The organism is Sphingobium sp. Cam5-1 (genome assembly GCF_015693305.1).
Lineage (GTDB): Bacteria > Pseudomonadota > Alphaproteobacteria > Sphingomonadales > Sphingomonadaceae > Sphingobium.
Genome location: NZ_CP065138.1, coordinates 1,940,809 through 1,961,629, shown reverse-complemented (window position 1 = coordinate 1,961,629; position 20,821 = coordinate 1,940,809). Strand labels below are relative to the sequence as shown.

The window sequence follows — 20,821 nt, the reverse complement described above, 5'->3', positions numbered from 1 at the left end:
GCGGCGATGGCCCTTACCGCCCACTTCTCCCCCTTGCCCGATCTCGCCGCGCTGGCCCCGCGCTGGCAAGCGCTTGAGGCAGCATCGGACGCCTCCTTCTTCCTGGGCTGGACCTGGACCAGCAGTTGGCTCGAAAGCTACGCCGTCCGCCCCGACCTGCTGAGCGTCACGGACGGAGAGGGCAGGGACGTCGCCCTCGCACTCACAGGCCACGCGATGCAGCCACGGCTGCTCGGCCGCTGCGCCACCCTCTCGCTCAACCAGTCGGGCGATCCCGCCGCCGACCGGCCTTATGTCGAATATAACGGCCTCCTCGCCAAACGCGGCCTGGAAACCGAATCCGCCCAAGCCTTCCACACGGCCCTCCAGCGCCGCACCGACTGGCGCGCCCTCCGCCTCAGCGGCATTACGCCCGGCTCTCCTTTGCTCGGCCTGCGCACCCACCGCGCCACCCGCCTTGACCGCTCACCCGTCTACCAAGCCGACCTCGAAGCCATCCGCGCCGCCAATGGCGACTATCTCTCCCTGCTCAGCGCCAACACCCGCAGCCAGATTCGCCGCGCCATCAAGGACCATAACGGCCTCCCCACTGTCACCGCCGCCACAGCAGACGAAGCCGCCACATGGCTCGAAGAAATGCGCGCCCTCAATGAAGGCCGCCACGATGACAATGCTTGGGAAGATCCAGCCTTCCGCCGCTTCCTCCAGACCCTCACGCGCAAAGGCATCCCCAGCGGCGAAGTCGAACTCCTCCGCTTCACCGATGAAGGCGGCCCCGTTGGCCTGCTGGTCAACTTCATCCACAGGGGCCAGGCGCTGAACTACCAGTCCGCCTTCGCCACCCCCCGCACGGCCAAGGACAAGCCCGGCTTCCTCTGCCACACCGCCGCCGTCGCGCATTATGCAGAGCGCGGCCTAACCCTCTACTCCCTCCTCGCGGGGAAGGACCGCTACAAGCAAAGCCTCGCCACGCGCGAAGAGGCGCTCGAATGGTGGGTGCTGGAACGCTTCTCGCCCGCGCTGGAAGCCGAAGCGCTGCTCCGCCGCCTGCTTAAGCGCCCAGCTTCCGCATGATCCGGTAAGCGAGCCGCCGAACGCCCTGCCGCTCCGGCGCCGCGCCGATCCGCCCCACCGGCAATCTCCGCCGCCGCAGCAGCGCGTTCAGCCCATGCAGCTCGCTCTCGGCGACGCTCCGCTCCGACCGCCAAGTCACCGACAGGCTGACCGACACGCACGCGCCATTCTCCACGAAATGCGGCGCCTTCACCGGCACATGGATTGCATCGCCGGGCAGCAGCTTCACCGCCGTCCCGCGCCCGCGAAATTCATCCCGCCAGTTCAGGTTACGATGTCCGCCCGCATGAAAAGCCTCGCTCTGCACCGCAGGCACCAACTCCTCGTCCCCCGCCGGAAAGACCGTCATCACCTTTTCGCCCATGATCTGGAGCAAAATATTATGCTCCGGGTCCATGTGAAACGGCGTCACGCTGCCCGGCGATGACAGGAAAATAAACGCCTCCCGGTTCAGCATCGGCCCCGTCCGCGCATCCACGATCGGCTCCAATTCCGCCAGCGCCGCGTCCAGCAGCGCGCGATAGGCCGCATCCCGCTCGACATTCTTCAGCACCGCCCAACTGCCATTGGTCTCGATCGTCCGGATCGTCTCCCCCAATGTCAGCCCGTTGGACGGCGTATCTTCCGGCCGCACGCCCAAAGGCAGCTTGCCCAGATTATATTCGACCGAAGCCGCAGGCATTCGCTCGGCAAGTCCCGCCAATGCCTCGATCGCCAGCAGCGGATGCCCAACAAGCCCATGATGCAACTTCACCGACGCATCCGGATAGGCGCCCGCGAATATCCTCCGCGCCTCCTCATCGAAAACCTGCGCGCTGATCGGCAAATGAGCAGTCATCCTTGTCCCTTCATATGGCTGGCGATCGCCTCGACGCCATTGGCCAGCGCGAAAGCCGCCGTCCGCCTGATCCGGTCGATCCCGCTCCCATGCAACGCCACGCGATATTGCACGATGGTCCGCCGCTCGGCCCACAGGCTGTCGATCATCGGATGATCGGGCGCGGCACAGCTGTCCATCCACCCGATCGCCGGATCACCCTGCACCGCATGCAGGTTCGCAAGCTCGATCAGCACGCCTGGCGAAAAACGCCCCATTTCCTCGTCAAAGGCGATCTTGAAGGAAAAGGCGCCCTCGCCATGGCGGAAATTCGCCAGCATCGCGATCGCCCGCCCGTCCAGGTCAATGCGCAGGAAATGCAGCAACCCGGCATCGAAAGCCGCCGCGCAAGCAGCCCGGAAAAAGGCTGCGTCCTGCGGAGAACAGCCAAGCGCCGACCCTTCGCGCCCCTTCCACCCCGACGCCTCCAGCGCAAGAAAATCGGCACACCAATGCGGCAGCTCCGCCCGATCCACCAGCAGGCGCTGGCTCACCGTGCCAAGGTCCGCCAGCCGCTTTTGCAGCCGCCTGATCTCCTTGCGCTTCTTCGCGCGCACATGCGTTTCCCAATAGGCATCCGCATCCAGATCGGATCGCAGCATGGCGCGATCATAACGATGCACCTCGCGCCGCCCCCGCCGCTGCTCGACGCACAGCGCCTCCAGCGCGGCGGCGTTCGCCCCCGCCGCGTCCAACCCCCGCAAATACAAAAATCCCGCCGCCCAATGCGCCTCATCCAAGTGCGCCAGCAATCCCCGCCAAGCCGCCACCTCATCACCCCGCCGGATCAACGGCGCGCCAAAGAAGCAATGCTCGTGCATCCAGTTGGTAACGCAGGAAAGCGGCAGGCGACCGTGCTGCGCCGCCACCGTCACCGGCAACAACCCGATCAACTTCCCTCCCGCATGTGCCTCGACCATTCGCACGCCCGGTGTCCCGGCCAGATGATCCAGCGCCGCGCACAGCATGTCCGGCGCGTAAAAGGCGTTCGCCTCCGCCGCCTCCGCCGCCAAAGCGGTCCAGCGAGCGCGCTGCGCGGGGCCATAGGCACGGGTGCCGTTGGGCAGGGGATGCGATGCCATGTCCATGGCAAAGCGCATAAACTTCAATGATTAGGGAAAGACTAAACTGCCTCATTTGGGGCAGCAGGCCGCCTCTTTGGGGGAAAGCCCTTTACATCGCGCGTCGGATTGTCTGTTAACGATGGGGCTAACCCGCGACGGCTGAAAGAGATTCCCCATGGCGACCCACCTGATCCTGTCACATAGCTTGGTGGCCGCATGACCATCCTCGTCACCGGGGCGGCTGGCTTCATCGGCATGGCCGTCGCCGACCAGCTGCTTGCCGCCGGGCGAGCGGTGATCGGCATCGACAATATGAACGACTATTATCAGGTCTCGTTGAAGCGGGACCGGATCGCCGCGCTGCAACAGCGGCATGGAAAGCTGTTCACCTTCGCCGAACTGGATTTCGCCGACATGGACGCGCTGCACGCCGCGCTCGCGGGGCAGACGGTGGAGGCGATCGTGCATCTGGGCGCGCAGGCGGGCGTGCGTTATTCGCTCATCAATCCGCATGCCTATGTCCGCTCCAATCTCGCGGGCCATGTCAACATGCTCGAACTGGCGCGCGAACGGCGGGTGCGGCACCTGGTCTATGCTTCATCCTCCTCGGTCTATGGCGGCAATGACAGCCTGCCTTTCCGCGTGGAGGATCGCGCCGATCATCCCGTCTCGCTCTACGCCGCGACCAAGCGCGCCGATGAATTGATGAGCGAGACTTACGCCCATCTCTTCCGCATTCCGATGACGGGCCTGCGCTTCTTCACCGTCTATGGCCCTTGGGGCCGCCCGGACATGGCGATGTGGATCTTCACCAAGAAGATCCTGGCGGGGGAGCCGATCCCCGTGTTCAACCATGGCCGGATGCAGCGCGACTTCACCTATGTCGACGACATCGTGAACGGGGTGATCGGCTGCCTTGATCACGCGCCTGCGGATGATGGATCGCTAAAGGCGGGGGGTAGCCGTTCGCCGCACCGGCTTTACAATATCGGCAACAATCGACCCGAAGAGCTGATGCATCTTATATCGGTGCTGGAGCAGGCGATCGGGCGCAAGGCGGAGATTGATTTCCAGCCCATGCAGCCGGGCGACGTGCCCGCCACCTTCGCGGACATCAGCGCGATCGCCCAGGATATCGGCTTCGCGCCAACCACCGGCATAGAGGTCGGCGTCCCTCGATTTGTCTCCTGGTATCGCGACTATCACGCAGGATAACAGGCAAAAACACGACACTACGCACGCTTCGGTGGAAAGTTCCGCCCCTCGACAAAGAAGCAATAATTTGCCGCGTATGTGGCAATAAAGGCGCGCAAATCTTCGCTCATGTTGGCAAATTGAATTGCCATTATGCCGTTAACGGTTCTATTCCCTTCGCCGGGACGGCTTCGAGCCGAATGGGTCGCTTATAACGAGGTTTAGGGCGGAGCGCCGGAATGGCGGCCGCGGCCATGCCGCATCGATCAGGAAGACCTGCCGTGCGTCATGGAAAAAAGGGCGAACTTGTGTCGACAGTATCGAAAATTGTGCCTTTTGGTTCCGGCAGCCGGATCGTGGAAACCGCCTGTAGAACCTTGTCCGTCGCTTCCCAGGGACTGAACGCGCTGGAGGCGAAATTCTCCGACCGCGACTTCGCCGCAATATTCCTGCGCGTCGCTGGCATGATCATGAGCGCGCGTGGGCGCCTGATCGTCACCGGCATGGGGAAAAGCGGTATCGTCGCGCGCAAGATGACGGCGACCCTGACCTCGACCGGCACGCCCGCGCTCTTCATGCACCCGGCCGATGCGGGTCATGGCGACCTTGGCATGGTGACGCCTGACGACATCGTGCTGATGCTGTCCCATTCGGGCGAATCCAACGAACTCGGCCCCATCATCCAATATTGCAAGCGGTTCGGCATCCCGCTGCTCGGCCTCACGGCGCGCGCGGACAGCACTGTCGCCAGCGCCTCCGACGTCTGTGTGCTGTTGCCCGCGGTTCGGGAAGCCTGCCCCAACGAACTGGCGCCCACCACGTCCACCACGGTCCAGATGGCCTTTGGCGACGCGCTTGCCATCGCGCTCATGGAAATGCGCGGCTTTTCGGCCGATGACTTCCACAAATTCCATCCCAATGGCCGCCTTGGCGCGCAGTTGCTGAAGGTTCGCGACCTGATGGCCGCCGGTGACAATGTGCCTCGCGTGGCCGAAGATGCGTCGCTGCTCGACGCCACCATCGAAATGACGCGCGCGCGCCTTGGCGGCACGGCGGTCGTCAACAGCGTTGGCGAACTGATCGGCGCCTTCACCGATGGCGACTTGCGGCGAACCCTCACCGATACGCGGCAACTGACCGAAACCGTCGGCCAGTTCATGACCGTGCCGCCCCTGTCCGTGGGGCCTGACGATCTCGCCTCTGAAGCACTGCGCCTGATGCACATGCATAACATCACGCTGCTCTTCGTCTGCGAAGGCGGGCGGCTTGCGGGTGCCGTCCACATGCACGACCTGCTGCACGCCGGGGTCGCCTGAACAGCATTATCGTCATTCCAGCGCGGGCGGGTTCGTCCCGTTTGCCGCGCAAGCCCCTGCGCCTGATCGCCGGGCGCACGCTGCTGCACCGGACCATCGCCATGGCGCGCGCCGCCATCTCGGGCATTGCCGACGCGGAACTGGTGGTGGCAACCGACGATCGCGAAATCGCCGATCACGCCAATGGTGCGGGCTGCGCCGCAGCCATGACCGATAGCGCCATCGCGACAGGCTCCGGCCGCGCGCTCGCCGCCGCGCTCCAGCGCCCGGCTCCCCCGCGCTTCGTCGTCAACCTGCAAGGCGACTCCCCCTTCCAGCCCCAAGGCGCCCTGCGCGCCGTCATCGCCGCGCTGCACGCAGGCGCTGAGGTCGCGACCCCCGTCATCGCCCTCGACTGGCAGGCGCTCGACGCCCTGCGCGACCATAAGCTCCGCTCGCCCTTCAGCGGCACCACCTGCGCCCGCGCCCCCGATGGCCGCGCCCTCTGGTTCTCAAAAACCATCATCCCCGCCATCCGCGACGAACAGGCCCTGCGCGCCACCCAACCACTCTCGCCCGTCTGGCGCCATGTCGGCCTTTACGGCTACACGCTCGAAGCCCTGACCCGCTTCGAGGCTACACCCCCAACCACGCTCGAACAGCTTGAGGGCCTCGAACAGCTCCGCCTCCTCGAACTCGGCATCCCCGTCACCACCGTCGCGGTCGACCCGCCCATCTTCGACAGCTCCGGCATAGATACCGAAGCCGACATCCAGCGCGTAGAGGCTCTCATCGCCACCCATGGCGACCCCACGCCCGCCTGACCTCATGCGCCGCATCTTCATCATCCGCCACGGCAACACTTTCGAAAGCAGCGCCACCGCCTGCCGCATCGGCGCGGGCACGGACCTGCCCCTCGTCGACAGCGGCCGCGCCCAAGCCGACCGCCTCGGCCAATGGTTCGCCGCGCAGGGCCTCACCCCCAACCACATCCACAGCGGCCCCCTCAGCCGCGCCCGCGAAACCGCAAGCCGCATCGCTGCCGCGCTCCACCAGCCCGTCACCGGCACGCTCCCCTGGCTCGATGAAATCGACCACGGCCCCGACGAAGGCCGCCCCGAAGCGCAAGTCCTCGCCCGCATCGGCGCACAGGCGCTTGGCGCATGGGACGAACAAGCCATCCCACCCCCCGGCTGGATCGTGAATGCGCCATCCCGAATCGCCGCCTGGCAAAGCTATTTCGCGCAAAGCGGGGAGGGCACGGACCTGCTCGTCACCAGCAACGGCGCCGCCCGCTTCGCCCTGCTCGCCCTCGGCCTCTCGCCCGCCTCGCTCAAGTTGCGCACCGGAGCCTATGGCGAGTTGACCGTCGCGCCTGACGGCGCCGTTACCCTCTGCAACTGGGACCAACGGCCCTAAACGTCGCCACAACCCAAAAAGCCTCTCCCCTTCAGGTTCAAACGAGGCAGGTGACTTGTTTGAAGGGTTGGGGCGCGGGCTCTCCCCGGATTCCGATTGCTCCTGTCAAACCACGCCGCTCACCCCACGGGCGTTGCGCTGGCCGTCACAGGTTGCAGCACGGCAGGCTTCGCCTCGGGCGCGGCAACAGATTTGTCCGCCGCCGCTTCCGGAGCCGCAGCCTGCGCCTTCAGGCTCGCCGCCGCATTTTGCAAAGCGACCGCCGCCGCTTCCAGCGCTGCCGCCGCAGAACCTGACTGTCCAGCCGGTTCCCCGGTCTTCGCGACAGTCACGCCCGCAGCCGTGATCGCCTCATGCGGAGCATCGACCCCTCCTGTCCCTCCAGCTTCTGCCGCACCCACCGCCGGAGCCGCTACCGCTGCCGGGGTTACTACCGCCGCCGTCACCACCGGCTGCGCCTCACACACCGCATCAATCCCCAGCGCGCTTTCAGAAAAGTTCGTCGCCAACTGCGGTAATTCCCGATCCTGCGCCTCGGTCGCCAGCGTCAGCAGCGTCTCGGTCATCTGGCAATAACTGCCCGCCTGCGCCAGTCCGGAATGGCTGTTGCCCAGCTTCGTGTTGAACTGCTCATAGGCGCGCTGCCCTTCGGCGATGCCGTTCACCCGCATGAAGCGCGTCTTCAGCACATTATTATAGCTGCTCAGCAGGCCCATCTTCTTCTCGACAAAGGCGGAATATTTCGCCTCTATCTCCTTGTTCACACCCTTGCAGCGCAAAGCCCCCAGCATCAGCATCACGTGCAGATCCCGGACCTTCGCCGCTTCAATCTCATAGGGTTGCCAGCATTGATTTGGACCGGAGGCGGCTACCTGGCCGGAAGAAAGCGCAACAAAACCACAGGCGGCAACTGCCGCCATCTGCAACCGTGACATGATGGACCTCGCAGAATCGAAAGAGGCGACCCGCTGATCCCGATGATAGCATTTTGCCCCAAAAATGCCATGTTTATTAATGGACAGAAGCCAGCCCGAGCGCCCGAAAAAGCGCCCCGCCACGCTCGCATTCAGCGCCCCTAGGCGCCCGTCAATTCTTCCGCTGCGGCACGGTAAAGGTGCCCGAAACCCGGCCTCCCGATCCGCCCGAAACCCCCGGCACGCCCCCGCCGGAAGACCGTCCGTCCACAGTCGACCGCCCGCTGGCAAGGTCAATCACCAACCGCCCGCCCGTCAGCCGGTTGCTGCCCTGCGTCAACGTCACATTGCCCAGCATCGTGATCAGGCGGCTGTTAAGGTCATAAATCGCCACGTTGCCGCGCGCGGTTTCATTGCCCTTGGTCACGACGACATTGCCCGAAGCGTCGATCCGGTCGACCTCCACGCCGTTCCCGCCCGTACCATTGCGATATGCGACGGTCATCCGCGCCGCAGTCAGCGTCATGCCCGCCTGGGTGACGACGACATTGCCGGACACCACCACCCGGTCGGCGCGGTCCTGCACCTCGATCCGATCGGCGGTGAAGTTTACCGGCGCGTTGCTGTCATGATTCTTCAGCACCTGCGCCCCGGCGCCCGCGAAAACCATCGCCGCGCCCAGGGCGCCAGCGCTCGACAGCAGGATCAGCGATCTTTTCATCACTTTTGCCCTTTGATGCCATTTTGTTCGATGCGCAAGCTCGCCCTGCCATTGAGCGTAACTGTCCGCGCGTTCAGGTCGGCATCCAGATGGTCGCCGCTGAACGTGCCGATGGGTATCCGGCCATCGACGCGCCCCGCGCTGCGCATGCGCCGGGTCTTGAGGTCGATGCCCACGTCCCGCGTCGTCAGCCTGTATCCGCCCGCCGCCTCGAACTGCACCGGCCCGTCCACCGCGACACGCTCCTTGTCCATGTCATAGCGCCCTTTGCGCGCGTTCAGCACCGCTGGCCCTTCGGACAGCAGGATGCGCGCCGACATGTCGTTGAGGTCCACGATCGGCTCGCGGGAGCTTTTCTGCACCGCGCTTCCCGCGCGCAACGAAAAGGGCTGCCCCTTGCTGTCCTCGCCCCGGTACAGCGCCTCGCTCACCCGCATGCGCTCCTTCGCCACCTCGACCTTGTTCTTGTCGAGCACGAAGCTCACCTTGTCCCCGCCGGTAAAGGGCGCCATCACCAGCAACGCTGCCAGCACGCCCACCGCGACCGGCAACCAGTTTTTCAGCCGCGCGACCAGCCTGTCATGGCTGCCACCCGGCCGCGCCCAATGGCGCCTGACATGACGTTGCTGATCGGCCTGTATGGACATGGGAAAGCGCTTCTAAGCCCCTTACATATGCGCGAAGATGTCGATCTCCGGCCATCCCGCCAGGTCCAGCTCGGCCCGGTGAGGAAGGAAATCGAAACAGGCCTGCGCCAGTTCCATCCGTCCTTCGCGGATCAACCGCTTGTCGAGTTCGGCCTTCAGCGCATGCAGATAGCGCACGTCCGACGCCGCATAATCCTTCTGCGCGTCCGACAGGGTGGGGGAACCCCAGTCGCTCGACTGCTGCTGCTTGCTGATTTCCTGCCCCAGCAATTCGCGCACCAGTTCCTTCAACCCATGGCGGTCGGTATAGGTGCGGATCAGGCGCGAAGCGATCTTCGTGCAATAGACGGGCGCGGCCACCACGCCCAGATAATGCTTGATCGCCGCAATGTCGAAACGCCCGAAATGATACAGCTTCAACCGTGCCGGATCGGCCAGCACAGCGCGCAGGTTCGGCGCGGCATAATCGCTGCCCGGCATGAATCGCACCAGATGCTCGTCCCCCTTGCCATCGCTGATCTGCACGACGCACAGGCGATCGCGCGGCGTGATAAGGCCCATGGTTTCGGTATCGACGGCGACGGGGCCGGGGGCAAGGACGTCTGCGGGCAGGTCCTCTTCGTGGAAATATACTGTCATCCAACCCCTCTATGGCGAAAGCGGCGGTAACTCAATCGACGCTTTTTCGGCGCTGCCAAAATGCCCCACGCTGGTTCATTCGGGCAAATGTGGCGGCAATCGGGCTAAAATCATTCGCGCATGGCTGAAAAGTTGATATAGTGATTCTCAAACCCGCATACGTGCGGTGGATTCTGCATGTCATTTCGCCCGGCATGTTTGTCCGATTTAGTCTGGGCGAAGCGAAAGTGACCAACAGGGCATGAGTTTTGATAGAGGTCGCCGCGGCGGGCGCGGCAAGGACAAGCGCGACGGTTTTGGCGACGACAATTTTTACGGCGGCGGTAACGATCGTGGCGGCTTCGGCGGTGGTTTCGGAGATCGTGGCGGTTTCGGCGGTGGTGATCGCGGCGGCTTCGGCGGCGGTGATCGCTTCGGCGGCGGCGGCGGTGGCTTCCGCAGCGGCGGTGGCGGCTTCGGCGGCGGTGGTGGCGGCTTCGGCGGCGGCCGTGGCGGCGGCGGCATGCCTGCCCAGGTCGTTGGCGAAGGCACCGGCGTTGTAAAGTTCTTCAACGGACAAAAGGGCTTCGGCTTCATCGTTCGTGATGACGGCGCGGAAGACGTGTTCGTCCACATCAGCGCCGTTGAGCAGGCGGGCCTCACCGGCCTCGCCGAAGGTCAGCAGCTCGGCTTCACCCTGGTGGACCGTGGCGGCAAGATCTCCGCGACCGACCTCAAGATCGAGGGCGAGCCCCTTCCGGTCGTCGATCGTCCGCGCGAACCCCGTGAACCCCGCGCAGGCGGCTTCGGCGGTGACCGTGGCGGCTTCGGCGGCGGTGATCGTGGCCCGCAGCGTCAGCTGACCGGCGAACGCGCCAGCGGCACGGTCAAGTTCTTCAACGCCATGAAGGGCTTCGGCTTCATCCAGCGCGACGACGGCCAGCCCGACGCATTCGTGCACATCAGCGCAGTCGAACGCGCAGGCATGTCCGCCCTCAACGAAGGCGACCGCCTGGACTTCGAACTCGAAGTAGACCGCCGCGGCAAGCACGCAGCCGTCAACCTTCAGTCGAAGGCCGACTGACACATAACTCTGCCCGCATAAGCGGAGAGGATAGAAGGGGTCGCCTGCCCGGCGGCCCCTTTTTTGTTGTGGGTTGCTGCGGCTTAGCGCCAATCGCGGTTGTTCGACCCGTCATTCAACGATCCTGAAGCCATCGTTCGTTTCTCTTGGCCCTAGGCGAGACGAACGGCGCAGATTGTAAAAATCGTGCATCTCGTGGCCCTCGTCCTTGATCAGAACAACCCATGAGGCACTACAGCTAAAGCCCGCTCCGATGGAACGCCTGGACCGGTGTAAATTCCTCTTGCCAGTATCACGCTGAGCCATCAGGTCGAGGTTAAAGCAACAAATTCACGGCTTTCGGTGGGGCATAATAATGACCGATAACGAGGACGCTGGCGAGAACACAGGAGGGACTGCTATTCTAAAAGAGATCGCAATCCCCGGCGTTGACGGAACATTGTCTGTTGCCATCGGCAAGCCGACCTTCATTCTCGGGCGCAACGGCACAGGCAAGTCGGCGCTCGTCCATCGTTTGGTGTCCGAACTGGCGCCCGATGTCGTTTATTTGCCTGGTTCGCGTCCAGCCTACTTCGATCAAGAAGGTCTGACGATGACCGCCGCGACCCGCCGCCAGTATGATCAGCATCGCCATGATTGGGACCGACAGCTAGAGACGCGTTATCGACCTGTTTCTGGAACTAATCGAAACGAAAAGGCAGTGTTTGACCTTCAGTCGAAGGAAGCGCAATATAGTCTCGACGCTACCGCCGATATCAAATTGCATGGTCGAGAATCGTCTGCCATCGACCGCCTGATGCTGCGAGATTCTCCGCTGGAGAAGGCTAATCAGCTTTTCGAGCAGGGTAATCTGCCGGTCCGCCTCAAAATGGTCAATGGTGAGGTGATGGCGACGCGGAGTGCCTCAAACCCGTACGGTATCGTGAAAATGTCGGATGGTGAGAGGTCGGCGATGATCCTTGCGGCAGAAGTGATCTCCGCTAAGCCGGGTTCCGTGCTCCTCATCGACGAACCTGAACTCCATCTACACCGTTCGATCGTAGTGCCGCTGCTGATAACGCTTATGAGTGAGCGGCAGGACTGTGCGTTTATTATCAGCACGCATGAGCTCTCGTTGCCCGCTGAGATCGAAAACGCGCAAGCACTGCTCGTGCGTGGCTGCACATGGACGGCAGCGAGCACCGTCGTCGGCTGGGAAGCCAATCTCTTGCCATCTATCGATGAAGTGCCCGAAGATATTCGTATTGATATCCTCGGATCACGCCGCAGAATTTTGTTCGTCGAGGGCGTTCAGAGTAGTATGGATCAACCGCTCTACGAAATCCTTTTCCCCGACGTGTCGGTCCGCCCACGCAATAATTGCGTCGAGGTTCAGAAAGCTGTCACGGGTCTCAGGGTGGTGGAAGCGCTGCATCATATTGATGCCTATGGGCTGGTCGATAACGACAGCCAGACGCCTGAACAAATTGCCTTGCTAGCTAAGAATAATATCTACGCACTACCCGCCTATTCCGTGGAAAGCCTCTACTACAGCGAAGAGGTGATGGCCGCGATCGCGGTGAGGCAGGTTTTGGAGACTGAAGAAAATCCAATGGCCTTGCTTGACGTCGCGAAAGCCAAGGCGGTGGAAAGCCTCACGGAAGCCCACATCGAGTTGTTGGCGGGGATGGTGAGCGCTCAGCATGTGCGCCAAGCGATCATTTCGCGCGCGCCAGATCGCCATGCACTGGTCGTCAACGGCGATGCTCCGCTGAACATAACCTTAGACACTCCCTATCCAGCGGAAGCGGCTCGCCTGCGTGCGCTGATCCAAGCGAAAGATTTAGCTGGTATCATCCAACGCTACCCCGTTAGGCGCACACAGATATTGAAAAGGCTGGCAACTGGCCTGCGCTTCAAGAATAGGGGCGAATATGAGAACGCAGCGCTCACCCAGATCGCAGCCGACCCAAATATCGCCAGCGCGGTGAGAAGCAAGCTAGGTACATTGGCAGCGGCCTTGATTCCGCCAGTCGTTGAGGCAGCAGAGGTAAACGAAATTGGTGCCCTATAAACGCCTGTGCGCGTAGGGTTGTTCCTGGGGCACGCATCGTAGCGCGTCTTATGTAGTTCGTCAGAACGCGTGTTCGCCTGCATAGCAGCCTGAATTATCTCCGGCCTAGCTTCAAGATCCATTGCCAGTTGGGGATCGTCGATCAGAGATGTCTGATTTCCAAGTGCGGCGGCCAGAAGCGGTCGTTCGCCAAGCGGCCATTGGCTGTCGTTCAGCACCGCCTGATCATCCGGCGTTTGCTGGCCAAAACCCGCATGAGGTATCGCTTCTGCAATGTAAAGATCAGCCTCGACGCCCGCTGCTCAGAGGGTGGCATGCATCCTGATGGTATCCGAGATCAACCGGTCACGCATTCCCGTTGTCAGATGCGTAGCAGGAAGGCGGCCCCCAATCCCCACGCCACCGCCGTAGCGAGGGCAGGCAAGGCCCCTCCCAAAATAGGAAAAATAGGAAACCCCCAAAAACGCGTTCAATTCGCCATTTCATTCATGACTTTGACCGGCGGCACGATCGTCACCGTCTCAAACCGCTCCTTCCGCCGCACTCCGTTCAGCGGCGGCGGAACATTCACCTGCTCCACTGGCACCCGCTGCCGCATGCATTCTCCCTTGTTCTCCCGCGCCGTCTGCCCGCAATTCCACAAGGCCCGCTGCAATCCCGTCCCGCTATTGTGAATATAGGCAAAGCTCATACTTTCCATTTGATCCCCCGACAGCGGAAACCCACTCGGAGCGCTCCCCGCCCGCCAGGCCATGATCCGACACTCCGGCCGCCCAGCGCAGAAAGTCTGCGCCATCATCGGCCAGTTATCGGGCGCCGTTCCCTTGCCAAGTTCCACCAGAAAGCTCCGCGCTCCCGGCGCGATCGCTATCAACCTTACGCCGCCGATCATTCGGCCCAGCGAGTCCGCGCCGATCGCTTCCTGCGGCTTGGCCGTCAAAGCCGCCAGACTGCTCCCACCTGACGCCAGAACGCCCGGCACCACGCTGTTCCCGTCCTGATGCGCCATCGACAGTCGGGCGATCCGCGCAATCACCGGCTCCACACTATCCCGCGCCAACCGGAAAGCAGGCGGCGTTCCCCACCATCCCCGCCAGCGAAAGAAAAGATGCGTCCCCACCGCCGTGATCTTGTCCAGGCTCCCGCTCCAATAGGGCACCACCCAATCCGTATGATAATGGGTGGCATAGCCGACCGGCTTGAACACCTTGCCCGCCAGCGCGGCCTTCGCGATCTGTCGCGCTCTGTTCCAGGCATCCTCCCCCGGTGTCCGCGCCAGCGCGCCATCGCAGGTGAAAGTGAACTGACAGCCGGTCGATCGTTCCTGCCCCTGAAACACGACCCCGCACACCGTTTTGGGGAAAGCGGGATGCCGAACCCGGTTCAGCACCACCTGCGCCACCGCGCGTTCGCCCACCGCGTCATCGCCCGCCTCGTAAAGCTGCGCCGCCGCCAGGCAGTCCGTGGCCCGCGCCAGATCGCTTTCCGAGCCAGTGAACACAAATGGCCGCGCTGCCGGGTTGGGGAGCCGCGAGAAAGGCACAGCCCCGTTGAACGCCCGCGCCTGATCACGATCCAGTGTGTAAAGTTCCACCGGCTGCACAACGGGTGCCGCTGTGGTCGGCCGCTTCATCAGCACGCGCTGCACCAGTGCCGACCGTGCCGCACGGGCAGCAGGCGCCCGTGCATCCCACCGCGCCACCAGCGCAGGCAAACCAGCGAACAGCAGGAGCCAGATCAGCCACATCGCGCGATGTGGCTGGCTGCTGGTAGAAGCGTCGATCATTCCTGACCCTGCGCCATCCTATTCGGGCAGGAAGTCAGGCACCGACAGATAGCGTTCACCAGTATCATAGTTGAAGCCCAGAACGCGGCTGCCGGGCGGAAGCTCCTTCAGCTTCTGCGCAATCGCGGCCAGGGTTGCGCCGGACGAGATGCCGACAAGCATGCCTTCCTCTCGCGCCGCGCGGCGGGCATATTCCTTGGCATCGGCCGGATCGACCTGGATCACCCCGTCCAGCAATTGCGTGTGCAGGTTCGCGGGGATGAAGCCAGCGCCGATACCTTGAATGGGGTGGGGACCCGGCTGTCCACCGCTGATGACTGGCGAAAGGGTAGGCTCAACCGCATAGACCTTAAGGTTGGGCCACAGCTTTTTGAGTACCTCGGCAACACCCGTGATGTGACCGCCTGTGCCGACCCCGGTAATCAGAACGTCAAGCGGGCTGTCGGCGAAGTCAGTCACGATCTCCTGCGCGGTCGTGCGAACATGTACGTCGATATTCGCGGCATTTTCAAACTGTTGCGGCATCCAGGAATTGGGCGTTTGCTCGATCAGCTCCAGCGCGCGCTCAATCGCGCCCTTCATGCCCTTCTCGCGTGGGGTCAGGTCAAAAGACGCGCCATAAGCCAGCATCAACCGGCGCCGCTCCACCGACATGCTTTCCGGCATGACGAGGATGAGCTTGTACCCCTTCACCGCCGCGACCATGGCCAGGCCAACGCCCGTATTGCCAGAAGTGGGCTCGATGATGGTTCCGCCGGGTTTCAGATCGCCCGACGCCTCAGCGGCCTCGATCATCGCAAGCGCGATACGGTCCTTGATCGATCCGCCCGGGTTTGAGCGTTCCGACTTGATCCAGACTTCGGTGCCTTCAGGCGCATCTGCAAACAGGCGGCTCGCCTGAATATGCGGCGTGTTGCCGATGGTTTCGAGAATATTGGCAGCTTTCATTTGGCCTTCTCCTGGCTAATCTCGGCCTCCCTTAAGTCGGGTGGGTCAAAGGTACGTGCAAGGCGCAATTCGGGAAAGAGCCGCGCCCATAAAATTGTGATGACTATAGCGCCTATCCCGCCGCCAATCACGGCCCCAACGGGACCAACCAGCGCGGCGAGGAAGCCTGACTCAGCTTCACCCAATTCGTTCGACGCCGAAATGGTGAGTTGTGAAAGGCTGGATACCCGGCCCCGCATCGCATCGGGCGTGTGAAGCTGGATCAGCGACTGGCGCACGTAAACAGACACCATGTCCGCAGCGCCCAGGAGCATCAGCGCGCCGATGCCGATCTCCATCGCAATATTGCGGGGAATGAAGGCTGTGGCGCCGAACAGGATCGTCGACAGCCCGAAGATCATGACAGCGCCCAGCATCTTCAATCCGACCTCCGACCGCATCGGCCGGAAGGAGAAGAAAAGGGCTACGATAGCTGCTCCGATGGCGGGAGACGCGGCCAGATGCCCCAGTCCCGCAGATCCAACCTTCAATATGTCGCGTGCGTAGACGGGCAAAAGCGCCGTCGCTCCTGCCAGCAGCACCGCGAACAGGTCCAGAGTGATGGTGGCCAGCACGAGCCGGTTCGATCGCACATAAGTCCACCCGTCAAGCATCTGCCGGACCGGATGGCGGCTTGTGTCGCGCGGCGGCTGTTTGACTGGAGCGATCAGCAACATGCCCCAAAGGGCAATCGCGAACAGTAGCGATGCAAAAGCATAAGCGCCCCAAGGCGTCATGGCGTAGACATAACCACCCAAGGCGGGACCGATGATCATCCCTGCCTGCCATGCGACGCTGGACAGCGCGATCGCATTGGGCAGTACGTCGCGCGGCACCAGGTTAGGTGCCAATGCGCTGTAGGCAGGCCCATTGAACGCGCGCGTAATTCCCACCACGCCGGCGATGCCGAAAATCAGGGGGAGGCCCACCCAGCCTTCATAGGTTGCAAAAGCCAGTAGCCCCGACGCCGCCATGAGCAGTGCCAAAGTCAGGCGCGCAATGGCGCGGCGGTCGAAATGATCCGCGACCCAACCCGTAAGCGGGGTCAGAAAGAAAAGAGGCACGAACTGCGCCAATCCGATCAGCCCGAGCTGAGCTGCGGCGCCCGACGTGCTCATGCTTTCGCGTGCGATATTATAGGCCTGCCACCCAAGAACGGTCATCATGCCATATTGGGCCAGTACGCCCGCCAGCCGCCCCAGCAGGTAGGCGCGGAAATCGCCGAAGCGCAACGGGTGACGGGAGTCGACGGGGGCCTTCATATGATTTCCTTACCGCCTGCATCGCATTACGCAATTACAGCGGTAGAGAATGGCAAAAGCAGTTTTTGCAGCCGCGAAACTCTCGCTTTCGTCCCCCCCTTGTTATTTTAACGGTTGGGGTCCAGCAGGATACCACTCACCGATCCATTGCGAACCGAACAGACAAAGGGAACAGACCGGCGCTCGTTGGCCGGGCCGACCGATCCTTCGACCTCCCATCCAGTCGACATGGATCTCGCTTCGACGCGACCCAATATGTGTGCACCCGGACCTGCTTCCTGACGCGCCTTGGCCGCGCAGGCATTGCGCGCTGCGGCTGCGCTATGGATAGAGCCATATCGAGGAGAGGCATAAGGTTGCCGCTTCGCGTCACGTTCCTCCTGCCGGTCACGAACGATATCGCTGACAATTGCTGCATCGGCCGCACGATGCAGATCGCGATAATCCTGCGCGTGGGCAGGTAAGGCACTCGCCAGGCTGATGGCGCAAACAGCCATGTTACCGATATGCATATCATGCCTCCTCTGAGGTTGGCCTTTATTTGAACAGGCTGCCCAATATGCCGCGCACCAGTTGTCCCGCCAAGCCGCCTGACGAGGAGCGGCGGCTGGTTCCTCCAAATACGGCCCGGCCGAGCTCATTGGCAACCTGCCGCCCGACCGAAGAGGCAGCCGAACGGGTGGCTGACTGAACGGCTCGGTCGAGGGCAGAGGGCTTGGCCGCCTCACGCGCGGCGGCCGCGTCGCGCCTTGCCTGCTCCTTGAGTTCTGCTTCCCGCTGTTTGGCCTCCAATTTTGCCTGCGCTGCGGCGGCCTTGTCTGCTTCGGCATTCGCCTTGGCGGCCTGTGAGGCAGCAGCGGCGGCTTGACCGCGGGCGGCCAATATCTCCTCGGCGGACTCGCGATCGATCGCGTCATCATATTTGCCCGCGCATGGGGAGATGGATTGAATGATCGCCCGTTCCTTTGCGTCTACCGGCCCCAAACGTGAACGGGGCGGGGCGATCAGGGTGCGCTGAACGATGCCGGGCGAACCATCCTCCTGAAGCAGCGAGACCAGCGCTTCGCCCACTTTCAATTCTGTGATCGCACTTTCAACGTCCAGGTCCGGATTGACGCGGAATGTCTCGGCTGCGGCCTTTATGGCCTTTTGATCGCGCGGGGTGAACGCGCGCAGCGCATGCTGAACGCGGTTGCCAAGCTGTCCCGCTACGTCTTCGGGAATGTCGATCGGGTTCTGGGTCACGAAATAGACGCCCACGCCTTTGGAACGGATCAACCGGACGACCTGCTCGATCTTGTCGGTCAGGGCCTTGGGGGCGTCGTCAAAAAGCAAATGTGCTTCGTCAAAGAAGAAGACCAGAACAGGCTTTTCCGGGTCTCCAACCTCGGGAAGTGTTTCGAAAAGCTCGCTCAGGAGCCAGAGGAGAAAGGTCGCGTAGAGCTTGGGGCTCTGCATCAGTTTGTCGGCGGCCAGAATGTTTACATAGCCGCGCCCTTGATCATCCACTTTCAGGAAGTCGTGAATGTCGAGCGCCGGTTCTCCAAAGAAATGGCCGCCGCCCTGGCTGTCCAGTTGCAGCAACTGGCGTTGGATGGTGCCGACGCTCGCCTTGGTCACATTGCCATAGCGGCTGGATAGTTCGTCGGCATTTTCCGCACAATAGGCCAGCATGGCCTGGAGATCGCCGAGATCAAGCAGCAGCAGTCCTTGGTCATCGGCATATCTGAAGGCGATGGAGAGTACGCCTTCCTGGGTTTCGTTCAGTCCCATGAGCCGGGCCAGCAACAGCGGACCCATTTCGCTGACGGTCGTGCGGATCGGATGTCCCTGCTCGCCATACAGGTCCCAGAAGATCGCTGGATTGTCGGCATAGCTGTAATTTTCGAGGCCAATCTCCTTGGCGCGAGCCACCAGCTTGTCGGCATTTTTTGCTGTCGGCGAACCGGCCATCGCGATACCCGACAGATCACCCTTCACGTCGGCAAGAAACACCGGGACACCCAGTGCGGAAAAGCTTTCGGCGATACCCTGCAGCGTTACCGTTTTGCCAGTTCCGGTAGCGCCTGCAATCAGTCCATGACGATTGGCACGGCGCAGGTTGAGCGTCTGTGGAATGCCGCCATCCTTGTCCGCCGCGCCAAGACCGATGAAAATGCCGTCGCTCATGCGTCATGCTCCCCAAAAGCGGCGGGCCGCGCCCGTCGGAAGTGCCGTCTTGCCATCTTAAGGGCGAGACAGGACTTCCGGCAAGCGCGACCCGCTATGATCCGTCCGATGCGCTGTTGCGGGTTATTTGTCCCGCAGGCGCACAGGCAAGAATACGGCAGGCTGGCCGCGACGTAGAACCTGCAACAGGATGGCATTGCGTCCTTGCGAAGACACTTGGCGCACGGCTGCGTCCAGCTCTGCCTGGCTAGCCACCGGCCGGTTGTTGGCGGTGATAATCACATCGCCCCGGCGCAGGCCCTTTGCTCCTGCGTCAGTCGAAGAATCCACCGCCGTGATCACGATTCCCCGTGTATCCGCCGCGATGCCCAATTGCCGAACGATGTTGGGCGTTAGGGGAATGGCCGAAATGCCCAGCGATTGCTGCGTGGCTTGCCCGCCGCTGGATTGGTCATCCTGCTGTTGATTGAAGTCATCATCCTGCTGCTGGGCGAAGCTGTTGAGCTCATCCTCTGACGGACGCTGGCCGACGATGGCGGTTACGGTCTGACGTTGACCATTGCGGAGCAGAACGATCGGCACGCGGGAGCCGATCGGCTGCGATGCAACGATGGACGACAGGTTCTGGTCCGGCGTCACTTCCTGACCGGCCACGCTGACGATGACGTCGCCCGCCTTGATACCGGCGCGGTCGGCGCCCTTGCCCGGTTCGACGCCTTGGACGAACTCGCCGCGATTTTTCGCAAGACCCAGGGAATCGGCGAGGTCTTCGCCCAGCGGACTGATCTGGATCCCCAGATAACCGCGCTTGACGCTCTGCCCTCTGCGCAAGGTATCGACGATCGGCGCCGCTTGTTCGGACGGAATCGCAAAGCCGATGCCGACGTTGCCGCCAGAGGGCGAAAGTATCTGGCTGTTGATACCAATAACATTGCCGCGCATGTCGAACATCGGGCCGCCGCTATTGCCCTGATTGATCGACGCATCGGTCTGGATGAACTTGTCGTAGGTGCCGCCGGTGCCGCGATGGACCGCAGAGATGATCCCTGCGGTCACGGTGCCCGACAAGGCGAATGGGTTGCCGATGGCGATGACCCAATCACCAACGCGCGCTTTCGTGCTGTCGCCGAACTTGACGAACGGCAAAGCCTTTTTCGGCTCTATCTTCAGCACCGCGATGTCGGTTGCCGGGTCACGGCCGATCAGCTTTGCCGAATATTCCTCGCGATTGGTGAGGGTAACCGTGATCGCATCCACCGACGCGCCTTCGGCGCCCGCGGACACCACGTGATTGTTGGTGACGATATAGCCATCAGCCGAGATGATGAAACCCGAACCGAGAGATTGGGCCTGACGGGTCTGCGGCTTGCCGCCCTGGCCCTGGCCGAACAGATCGCCAAAGGGCGTGCCAGCGAATGGGTTTTGAACCTGAACGCGCTGTCGGGTGGAAATATTGACGACGGCAGGCTGCAACTTTTCGACCATGTCGGCCAAGCTGGCAGGGGCGCCTGCGGGCGCGGCGGCCTGCATGCCCTCATTTTGCGCGACTTGCGCGCCGACATTCGGGCTGGAGGTTACGGCGATGGCGGTGCCACCAAGCAGCAGGGCGCCGGTAAGGGCATAAGCGTAACGCACTCGTGACGGTCCTCTCGTGAAC

19 protein-coding genes are annotated in these 20,821 nt (G+C 62.6%); 7 read left to right on the top strand and 12 right to left on the bottom strand.

All coding sequences use genetic code 11. The features are described from left to right. Nucleotides 1-6: 6 nt before the first annotated feature. A complete protein-coding gene (locus tag IZV00_RS09770; protein WP_196224472.1) occupies nt 7-1,074 on the top strand; it encodes a GNAT family N-acetyltransferase in 1,068 nt (355 codons plus the stop codon). Here IZV00_RS09770 and IZV00_RS09765 read toward each other — a convergent pair. Further along, nucleotides 1,052-1,912, bottom strand: a complete 861-nt coding sequence (locus IZV00_RS09765; RefSeq protein WP_196224471.1) for a cupin-like domain-containing protein — start codon at nt 1,910-1,912, stop codon at nt 1,052-1,054. The genes IZV00_RS09770 and IZV00_RS09765 overlap by 23 nt on opposite strands. After that, nucleotides 1,909-3,039 (bottom strand): GNAT family N-acetyltransferase, encoded by a 1,131-nt coding sequence (locus IZV00_RS09760; RefSeq protein ID WP_196224470.1) that lies wholly within the window; start codon nt 3,037-3,039, stop codon nt 1,909-1,911. The genes IZV00_RS09765 and IZV00_RS09760 overlap by 4 nt, the downstream gene beginning before the upstream one ends. 192 nt (nt 3,040-3,231) lie before the next feature. Here IZV00_RS09760 and IZV00_RS09755 point away from each other — a divergent pair, with 192 nt between their 5' ends. From IZV00_RS09755 to IZV00_RS09740, 4 genes are all read left to right on the top strand, one after another. After that, nucleotides 3,232-4,230, top strand: coding sequence for an NAD-dependent epimerase/dehydratase family protein (locus IZV00_RS09755; RefSeq protein WP_196224469.1), 999 nt, complete (start codon nt 3,232-3,234; stop codon nt 4,228-4,230). Nucleotides 4,231-4,517: 287 nt separating this feature from the next. Further along, entirely contained in the window at nt 4,518-5,525 is a 1,008-nt protein-coding gene (locus IZV00_RS09750; RefSeq protein ID WP_196226600.1) for a KpsF/GutQ family sugar-phosphate isomerase, read from the top strand. Nucleotides 5,526-5,533: 8 nt separating this feature from the next. Further along, nucleotides 5,534-6,328 carry a 3-deoxy-manno-octulosonate cytidylyltransferase gene (locus tag IZV00_RS09745; RefSeq protein WP_443020079.1) on the top strand — a complete coding sequence of 265 codons (795 nt, stop codon included), beginning with the start codon at nt 5,534-5,536 and terminating at the stop codon, nt 6,326-6,328. A gap of 4 nt (nt 6,329-6,332) precedes the next feature. Continuing rightward, entirely contained in the window at nt 6,333-6,923 is a 591-nt protein-coding gene (locus IZV00_RS09740) for a histidine phosphatase family protein (protein WP_196226599.1), read from the top strand. Nucleotides 6,924-7,042: 119 nt separating this feature from the next. On the opposite strand, the gene IZV00_RS09735 is transcribed toward IZV00_RS09740, so the two are convergent. The 4 genes from IZV00_RS09735 to IZV00_RS09720 all read right to left on the bottom strand — a co-directional run bounded on the left by IZV00_RS09735 (nt 7,043) and on the right by IZV00_RS09720 (nt 9,844). After that, nucleotides 7,043-7,858, bottom strand: coding sequence for a hypothetical protein (locus tag IZV00_RS09735; protein WP_230463170.1), 816 nt, complete (start codon nt 7,856-7,858; stop codon nt 7,043-7,045). A 151-nt stretch (nt 7,859-8,009) separates the two neighbouring features. Further along, entirely contained in the window at nt 8,010-8,558 is a 549-nt protein-coding gene (locus tag IZV00_RS09730; RefSeq protein WP_196226596.1) for an LptA/OstA family protein, read from the bottom strand. Then, nucleotides 8,558-9,205 (bottom strand): LPS export ABC transporter periplasmic protein LptC, encoded by a 648-nt coding sequence (locus IZV00_RS09725; RefSeq protein WP_196224468.1) that lies wholly within the window; start codon nt 9,203-9,205, stop codon nt 8,558-8,560. Before IZV00_RS09725 ends, IZV00_RS09730 begins: the two co-directional genes overlap by 1 nt. Before the next feature lie 21 nt (nt 9,206-9,226). Beyond that, a complete protein-coding gene (locus IZV00_RS09720; protein ID WP_196224467.1) occupies nt 9,227-9,844 on the bottom strand; it encodes a ribonuclease D in 618 nt (205 codons plus the stop codon). A gap of 241 nt (nt 9,845-10,085) precedes the next feature. Here IZV00_RS09720 and IZV00_RS21420 point away from each other — a divergent pair, with 241 nt between their 5' ends. Both IZV00_RS21420 and IZV00_RS09710 read left to right on the top strand, forming a co-directional pair. After that, nucleotides 10,086-10,907 (top strand): cold-shock protein, encoded by an 822-nt coding sequence (locus IZV00_RS21420; RefSeq protein WP_196224466.1) that lies wholly within the window; start codon nt 10,086-10,088, stop codon nt 10,905-10,907. A gap of 355 nt (nt 10,908-11,262) precedes the next feature. Continuing rightward, nucleotides 11,263-12,960 carry a DUF4435 domain-containing protein gene (locus IZV00_RS09710; protein WP_196224465.1) on the top strand — a complete coding sequence of 566 codons (1,698 nt, stop codon included), beginning with the start codon at nt 11,263-11,265 and terminating at the stop codon, nt 12,958-12,960. Between the two features lie 469 nt (nt 12,961-13,429). Here the strand turns inward: IZV00_RS09710 and IZV00_RS09705 are convergent, their stop codons facing one another. The 6 genes from IZV00_RS09705 to IZV00_RS09680 all read right to left on the bottom strand — a co-directional run bounded on the left by IZV00_RS09705 (nt 13,430) and on the right by IZV00_RS09680 (nt 20,799). After that, nucleotides 13,430-14,746 carry a cell wall hydrolase gene (locus IZV00_RS09705; RefSeq protein ID WP_196224464.1) on the bottom strand — a complete coding sequence of 439 codons (1,317 nt, stop codon included), beginning with the start codon at nt 14,744-14,746 and terminating at the stop codon, nt 13,430-13,432. Between the two features lie 18 nt (nt 14,747-14,764). Beyond that, entirely contained in the window at nt 14,765-15,694 is a 930-nt protein-coding gene (cysK, locus tag IZV00_RS09700) for a cysteine synthase A (protein ID WP_196224463.1), read from the bottom strand. Beyond that, on the bottom strand, nt 15,691-16,995 hold the full coding sequence (locus IZV00_RS09695) for an MFS transporter (protein ID WP_196224462.1): 1,305 nt from the start codon (nt 16,993-16,995) through the stop codon (nt 15,691-15,693). The genes cysK and IZV00_RS09695 overlap by 4 nt, the downstream gene beginning before the upstream one ends. 107 nt (nt 16,996-17,102) lie before the next feature. Then, nucleotides 17,103-17,507 (bottom strand): hypothetical protein, encoded by a 405-nt coding sequence (locus IZV00_RS09690; RefSeq protein ID WP_230463169.1) that lies wholly within the window; start codon nt 17,505-17,507, stop codon nt 17,103-17,105. A gap of 25 nt (nt 17,508-17,532) precedes the next feature. Then, nucleotides 17,533-19,164 (bottom strand): helicase HerA-like domain-containing protein, encoded by a 1,632-nt coding sequence (locus IZV00_RS09685; RefSeq protein ID WP_196224461.1) that lies wholly within the window; start codon nt 19,162-19,164, stop codon nt 17,533-17,535. Nucleotides 19,165-19,287: 123 nt separating this feature from the next. Further along, nucleotides 19,288-20,799 carry a Do family serine endopeptidase gene (locus tag IZV00_RS09680; RefSeq protein WP_196224460.1) on the bottom strand — a complete coding sequence of 504 codons (1,512 nt, stop codon included), beginning with the start codon at nt 20,797-20,799 and terminating at the stop codon, nt 19,288-19,290. Between the last annotated feature and the right edge of the window lie 22 nt (nt 20,800-20,821).

Coding starts and splice junctions, on each gene's coding strand:
- IZV00_RS09695 (WP_196224462.1), bottom strand. CDS start 16,995: ATGAAGGCCCCCGTCGACTCCCGTCACCCGTTGCGCTTCGGCGATTTC.
- IZV00_RS09685 (WP_196224461.1), bottom strand. CDS start 19,164: ATGAGCGACGGCATTTTCATCGGTCTTGGCGCGGCGGACAAGGATGGC.
- IZV00_RS09755 (WP_196224469.1), top strand. CDS start 3,232: ATGACCATCCTCGTCACCGGGGCGGCTGGCTTCATCGGCATGGCCGTC.
- cysK (WP_196224463.1), bottom strand. CDS start 15,694: ATGAAAGCTGCCAATATTCTCGAAACCATCGGCAACACGCCGCATATT.
- IZV00_RS09770 (WP_196224472.1), top strand. CDS start 7: ATGGCCCTTACCGCCCACTTCTCCCCCTTGCCCGATCTCGCCGCGCTG.
- IZV00_RS09730 (WP_196226596.1), bottom strand. CDS start 8,558: ATGAAAAGATCGCTGATCCTGCTGTCGAGCGCTGGCGCCCTGGGCGCG.
- IZV00_RS09760 (WP_196224470.1), bottom strand. CDS start 3,039: ATGGACATGGCATCGCATCCCCTGCCCAACGGCACCCGTGCCTATGGC.
- IZV00_RS09720 (WP_196224467.1), bottom strand. CDS start 9,844: ATGACAGTATATTTCCACGAAGAGGACCTGCCCGCAGACGTCCTTGCC.
- IZV00_RS09710 (WP_196224465.1), top strand. CDS start 11,263: ATGACCGATAACGAGGACGCTGGCGAGAACACAGGAGGGACTGCTATT.
- IZV00_RS09740 (WP_196226599.1), top strand. CDS start 6,333: ATGCGCCGCATCTTCATCATCCGCCACGGCAACACTTTCGAAAGCAGC.
- IZV00_RS09735 (WP_230463170.1), bottom strand. CDS start 7,858: ATGTCACGGTTGCAGATGGCGGCAGTTGCCGCCTGTGGTTTTGTTGCG.
- IZV00_RS21420 (WP_196224466.1), top strand. CDS start 10,086: ATGAGTTTTGATAGAGGTCGCCGCGGCGGGCGCGGCAAGGACAAGCGC.
- IZV00_RS09725 (WP_196224468.1), bottom strand. CDS start 9,205: ATGTCCATACAGGCCGATCAGCAACGTCATGTCAGGCGCCATTGGGCG.
- IZV00_RS09705 (WP_196224464.1), bottom strand. CDS start 14,746: ATGATCGACGCTTCTACCAGCAGCCAGCCACATCGCGCGATGTGGCTG.
- IZV00_RS09690 (WP_230463169.1), bottom strand. CDS start 17,507: ATGCATATCGGTAACATGGCTGTTTGCGCCATCAGCCTGGCGAGTGCC.
- IZV00_RS09765 (WP_196224471.1), bottom strand. CDS start 1,912: ATGACTGCTCATTTGCCGATCAGCGCGCAGGTTTTCGATGAGGAGGCG.